Raw genomic sequence first — 5,017 nt, 5'->3', positions numbered from 1 at the left:
AGTGACAAAGACCTTTGAAAACTGAACAAGACGAACCAATGTGCAGGGCACTACAACTAAGGTTGTAGTACTGAACAATGAAAAAACAATAAATCTGTCAGTGACAGAAATGAGTGAGAACTCAAACTTTTAATGAGAGTTTGATCCTGGCTCAGGACGAACGCTGGCGGCGTGCCTAATACATGCAAGTAGAACGCTGAAGGAGGAGCTTGCTCTTCTGGATGAGTTGCGAACGGGTGAGTAACGCGTAGGTAACCTGCCTGGTAGCGGGGGATAACTATTGGAAACGATAGCTAATACCGCATAAGAGTAGATGTTGCATGACATTTACTTAAAAGGTGCAATTGCATCACTACCAGATGGACCTGCGTTGTATTAGCTAGTTGGTGGGGTAACGGCTCACCAAGGCGACGATACATAGCCGACCTGAGAGGGTGATCGGCCACACTGGGACTGAGACACGGCCCAGACTCCTACGGGAGGCAGCAGTAGGGAATCTTCGGCAATGGACGGAAGTCTGACCGAGCAACGCCGCGTGAGTGAAGAAGGTTTTCGGATCGTAAAGCTCTGTTGTAAGAGAAGAACGAGTGTGAGAGTGGAAAGTTCACACTGTGACGGTATCTTACCAGAAAGGGACGGCTAACTACGTGCCAGCAGCCGCGGTAATACGTAGGTCCCGAGCGTTGTCCGGATTTATTGGGCGTAAAGCGAGCGCAGGCGGTTAGATAAGTCTGAAGTTAAAGGCTGTGGCTTAACCATAGTACGCTTTGGAAACTGTTTAACTTGAGTGCAAGAGGGGAGAGTGGAATTCCATGTGTAGCGGTGAAATGCGTAGATATATGGAGGAACACCGGTGGCGAAAGCGGCTCTCTGGCTTGTAACTGACGCTGAGGCTCGAAAGCGTGGGGAGCAAACAGGATTAGATACCCTGGTAGTCCACGCCGTAAACGATGAGTGCTAGGTGTTAGACCCTTTCCGGGGTTTAGTGCCGTAGCTAACGCATTAAGCACTCCGCCTGGGGAGTACGACCGCAAGGTTGAAACTCAAAGGAATTGACGGGGGCCCGCACAAGCGGTGGAGCATGTGGTTTAATTCGAAGCAACGCGAAGAACCTTACCAGGTCTTGACATCCCTCTGACCGCTCTAGAGATAGAGCTTTCCTTCGGGACAGAGGTGACAGGTGGTGCATGGTTGTCGTCAGCTCGTGTCGTGAGATGTTGGGTTAAGTCCCGCAACGAGCGCAACCCCTATTGTTAGTTGCCATCATTCAGTTGGGCACTCTAGCGAGACTGCCGGTAATAAACCGGAGGAAGGTGGGGATGACGTCAAATCATCATGCCCCTTATGACCTGGGCTACACACGTGCTACAATGGCTGGTACAACGAGTCGCAAGCCGGTGACGGCAAGCTAATCTCTTAAAGCCAGTCTCAGTTCGGATTGTAGGCTGCAACTCGCCTACATGAAGTCGGAATCGCTAGTAATCGCGGATCAGCACGCCGCGGTGAATACGTTCCCGGGCCTTGTACACACCGCCCGTCACACCACGAGAGTTTGTAACACCCGAAGTCGGTGAGGTAACCGTAAGGAGCCAGCCGCCTAAGGTGGGATAGATGATTGGGGTGAAGTCGTAACAAGGTAGCCGTATCGGAAGGTGCGGCTGGATCACCTCCTTTCTAAGGATAAGGAACTGCACATTGGTCTTGTTTAGTCTTGAGAGGTCTTGTGGGGCCTTAGCTCAGCTGGGAGAGCGCCTGCTTTGCACGCAGGAGGTCAGCGGTTCGATCCCGCTAGGCTCCATTGGTGAGAGATCACCAAGTAATGCACATTGAAAATTGAATATCTATATCAAATAGTAACAAGAAAATAAACCGAAAACGCTGTAGTATTAATAAGAGTTTATGACTGAAAGGTCAAAAAATAAGGTTAAGTTAATAAGGGCGCACGGTGGATGCCTTGGCACTAGGAGCCGAAGAAGGACGTGACAAACGACGATATGCCTTGGGTAGCTGTAAGTAAGCGATGATCCAGGGATTTCCGAATGGGGGAACCCAACAGGTACTACCTGTTACCTGCATCTGTTAAGGATGTGAGGAGGAAGACGCAGTGAACTGAAACATCTAAGTAGCTGCAGGAAGAGAAAGCAAAAGCGATTGCCTTAGTAGCGGCGAGCGAAACGGCAGGAGGGCAAACCGAAGAGTTTACTCTTCGGGGTTGTAGGACTGCAATGTGGACTCAAAGATTATAGAAGAATGATTTGGGAAGATCAGCCAAAGAGAGTAATAGCCTCGTATTTAAAATAGTCTTTGTACCTAGCAGTATCCTGAGTACGGCGGGACACGTGAAATCCCGTCGGAATCTGGGAGGACCATCTCCCAACCCTAAATACTCCCTAGTGACCGATAGTGAACCAGTACCGTGAGGGAAAGGTGAAAAGCACCCCGGGAGGGGAGTGAAATAGAACCTGAAACCGTGTGCCTACAACAAGTTCGAGCCCGTTAATGGGTGAGAGCGTGCCTTTTGTAGAATGAACCGGCGAGTTACGTTATGATGCGAGGTTAAGTTGAAGAGACGGAGCCGTAGGGAAACCGAGTCTGAATAGGGCGCCTTAGTATCATGACGTAGACCCGAAACCATGTGACCTACCCATGAGCAGGTTGAAGGTGCGGTAAGACGCACTGGAGGACCGAACCAGGGCACGTTGAAAAGTGCTTGGATGACTTGTGGGTAGCGGAGAAATTCCAAACGAACTTGGAGATAGCTGGTTCTCTCCGAAATAGCTTTAGGGCTAGCGTCGACATTAGAGATTCTTGGAGGTAGAGCACTGTTTGGGTGAGGGGTCCATCCCGGATTACCAATCTCAGATAAACTCCGAATGCCAATGAATTATGGTCGGCAGTCAGACTGCGAGTGCTAAGATCCGTAGTCGAAAGGGAAACAGCCCAGACCACCAGCTAAGGTCCCAAAATAATTGTTAAGTGGAAAAGGATGTGGGGTTGCACAGACAACTAGGATGTTAGCTTAGAAGCAGCTATTCATTCAAAGAGTGCGTAATAGCTCACTAGTCGAGTGACCCTGCGCCGAAAATGTACCGGGGCTAAAACAATTTACCGAAGCTGTGGATACCTTTATAGGTATGGTAGGAGAGCGTTCTATGTGTGATGAAGGTATACCGTGAGGAGTGCTGGAACGCATAGAAGTGAGAATGCCGGTATGAGTAGCGAAAGACAGGTGAGAATCCTGTCCACCGTAAGACTAAGGTTTCCAGGGGAAGGCTCGTCCGCCCTGGGTTAGTCGGGACCTAAGGAGAGACCGAAAGGTGTATCCGATGGACAACAGGTTGATATTCCTGTACTAGAGTATGTAGTGATGGAGGGACGCAGTAGGCTAACTAAAGCAGACGATTGGAAGTGTCTGTCTAAGCAGTGAGGTGTGAACTGAGTCAAATGCTTAGTTCTATAACATTGAGCTGTGATGGGGAGCGAAGTTTAGTAGCGAAGTTAGTGACGTCACACTGCCAAGAAAAGCTTCTAGCGTTTAAACATACTCTACCCGTACCGCAAACCGACACAGGTAGTCGAGGCGAGTAGCCTCAGGTGAGCGAGAGAACTCTCGTTAAGGAACTCGGCAAAATGACCCCGTAACTTCGGGAGAAGGGGTGCTGACTTTACGTCAGCCGCAGTGAATAGGCCCAAGCAACTGTTTATCAAAAACACAGCTCTCTGCTAAATCGTAAGATGATGTATAGGGGGTGACGCCTGCCCGGTGCTGGAAGGTTAAGAGGAGTGCTTAGCGTAAGCGAAGGTATGAATTGAAGCCCCAGTAAACGGCGGCCGTAACTATAACGGTCCTAAGGTAGCGAAATTCCTTGTCGGGTAAGTTCCGACCCGCACGAAAGGCGTAATGATTTGGGCACTGTCTCAACGAGAGACTCGGTGAAATTTTAGTACCTGTGAAGATGCAGGTTACCCGCGACAGGACGGAAAGACCCCATGGAGCTTTACTGCAGTTTGATATTGAGTGTCTGTACCACATGTACAGGATAGGTAGGAGTCTATGAGATCGGGACGCCAGTTTCGAAGGAGACGTTGTTGGGATACTACCCTTGTGTTATGGCCACTCTAACCCAGATAGGTGATCCCTATCGGAGACAGTGTCTGACGGGCAGTTTGACTGGGGCGGTCGCCTCCTAAAAGGTAACGGAGGCGCCCAAAGGTTCCCTCAGAATGGTTGGAAATCATTCGCAGAGTGTAAAGGTATAAGGGAGCTTGACTGCGAGAGCTACAACTCGAGCAGGGACGAAAGTCGGGCTTAGTGATCCGGTGGTTCCGTATGGAAGGGCCATCGCTCAACGGATAAAAGCTACCCTGGGGATAACAGGCTTATCTCCCCCAAGAGTTCACATCGACGGGGAGGTTTGGCACCTCGATGTCGGCTCGTCGCATCCTGGGGCTGTAGTCGGTCCCAAGGGTTGGGCTGTTCGCCCATTAAAGCGGCACGCGAGCTGGGTTCAGAACGTCGTGAGACAGTTCGGTCCCTATCCGTCGCGGGCGTAGGAAATTTGAGAGGATCTGCTCCTAGTACGAGAGGACCAGAGTGGACTTACCGCTGGTGTACCAGTTGTCTTGCCAAAGGCATCGCTGGGTAGCTATGTAGGGAAGGGATAAACGCTGAAAGCATCTAAGTGTGAAACCCACCTCAAGATGAGATTTCCCATGATTTTATATCAGTAAGAGCCCTGAGAGATGATCAGGTAGATAGGTTAGAAGTGGAAGTGTGGCGACACATGTAGCGGACTAATACTAATAGCTCGAGGACTTATCCAAAGTAACTGAGAATATGAAAGCGAACGGTTTTCTTGCTTTGAATAGATATTCAATTTTGAGTAGGTATTACTCAGAGTTAAGTGACGATAGCCTAGGAGATACACCTGTACCCATGCCGAACACAGAAGTTAAGCCCTAGAACGCCGGAAGTAGTTGGGGGTTGCCCCCTGTGAGATATGGAAGTCGCTTAGCT

The 5,017-nt window shown here is 49.9% G+C and carries 1 tRNA gene and 3 rRNA genes; all 4 read left to right on the top strand.

From position 1 onward, the window contains the following. Positions 1-128 precede the first annotated feature (128 nt). The 4 genes from FBF73_RS09665 (at position 129) to rrf (ending at position 5,016) form a co-directional block, all read left to right on the top strand. Positions 129-1,674 (top strand): 16S ribosomal RNA (locus FBF73_RS09665). Between the two features lie 51 nt (positions 1,675-1,725). After that, a tRNA-Ala gene (locus FBF73_RS09660) sits at positions 1,726-1,798 on the top strand. Between the two features lie 124 nt (positions 1,799-1,922). After that, positions 1,923-4,824: ribosomal RNA gene (locus FBF73_RS09655) — 23S ribosomal RNA — on the top strand. A 76-nt stretch (positions 4,825-4,900) separates the two neighbouring features. After that, positions 4,901-5,016 (top strand): 5S ribosomal RNA (rrf, locus tag FBF73_RS09650). The 16S, 23S and 5S rRNA genes sit together here with 1 tRNA gene alongside, the layout of an rRNA operon. The last annotated feature ends 1 nt before the right edge of the window (position 5,017 follow it).

Origin of the sequence: Streptococcus mitis (assembly GCF_005144795.1) — a bacterium.
GTDB classification, from domain to species: domain Bacteria; phylum Bacillota; class Bacilli; order Lactobacillales; family Streptococcaceae; genus Streptococcus; species Streptococcus mitis_BB.
The sequence above is the reverse complement of the archived record's forward strand: the minus strand, read 5'-3'. Positions and strand labels throughout refer to the sequence as shown.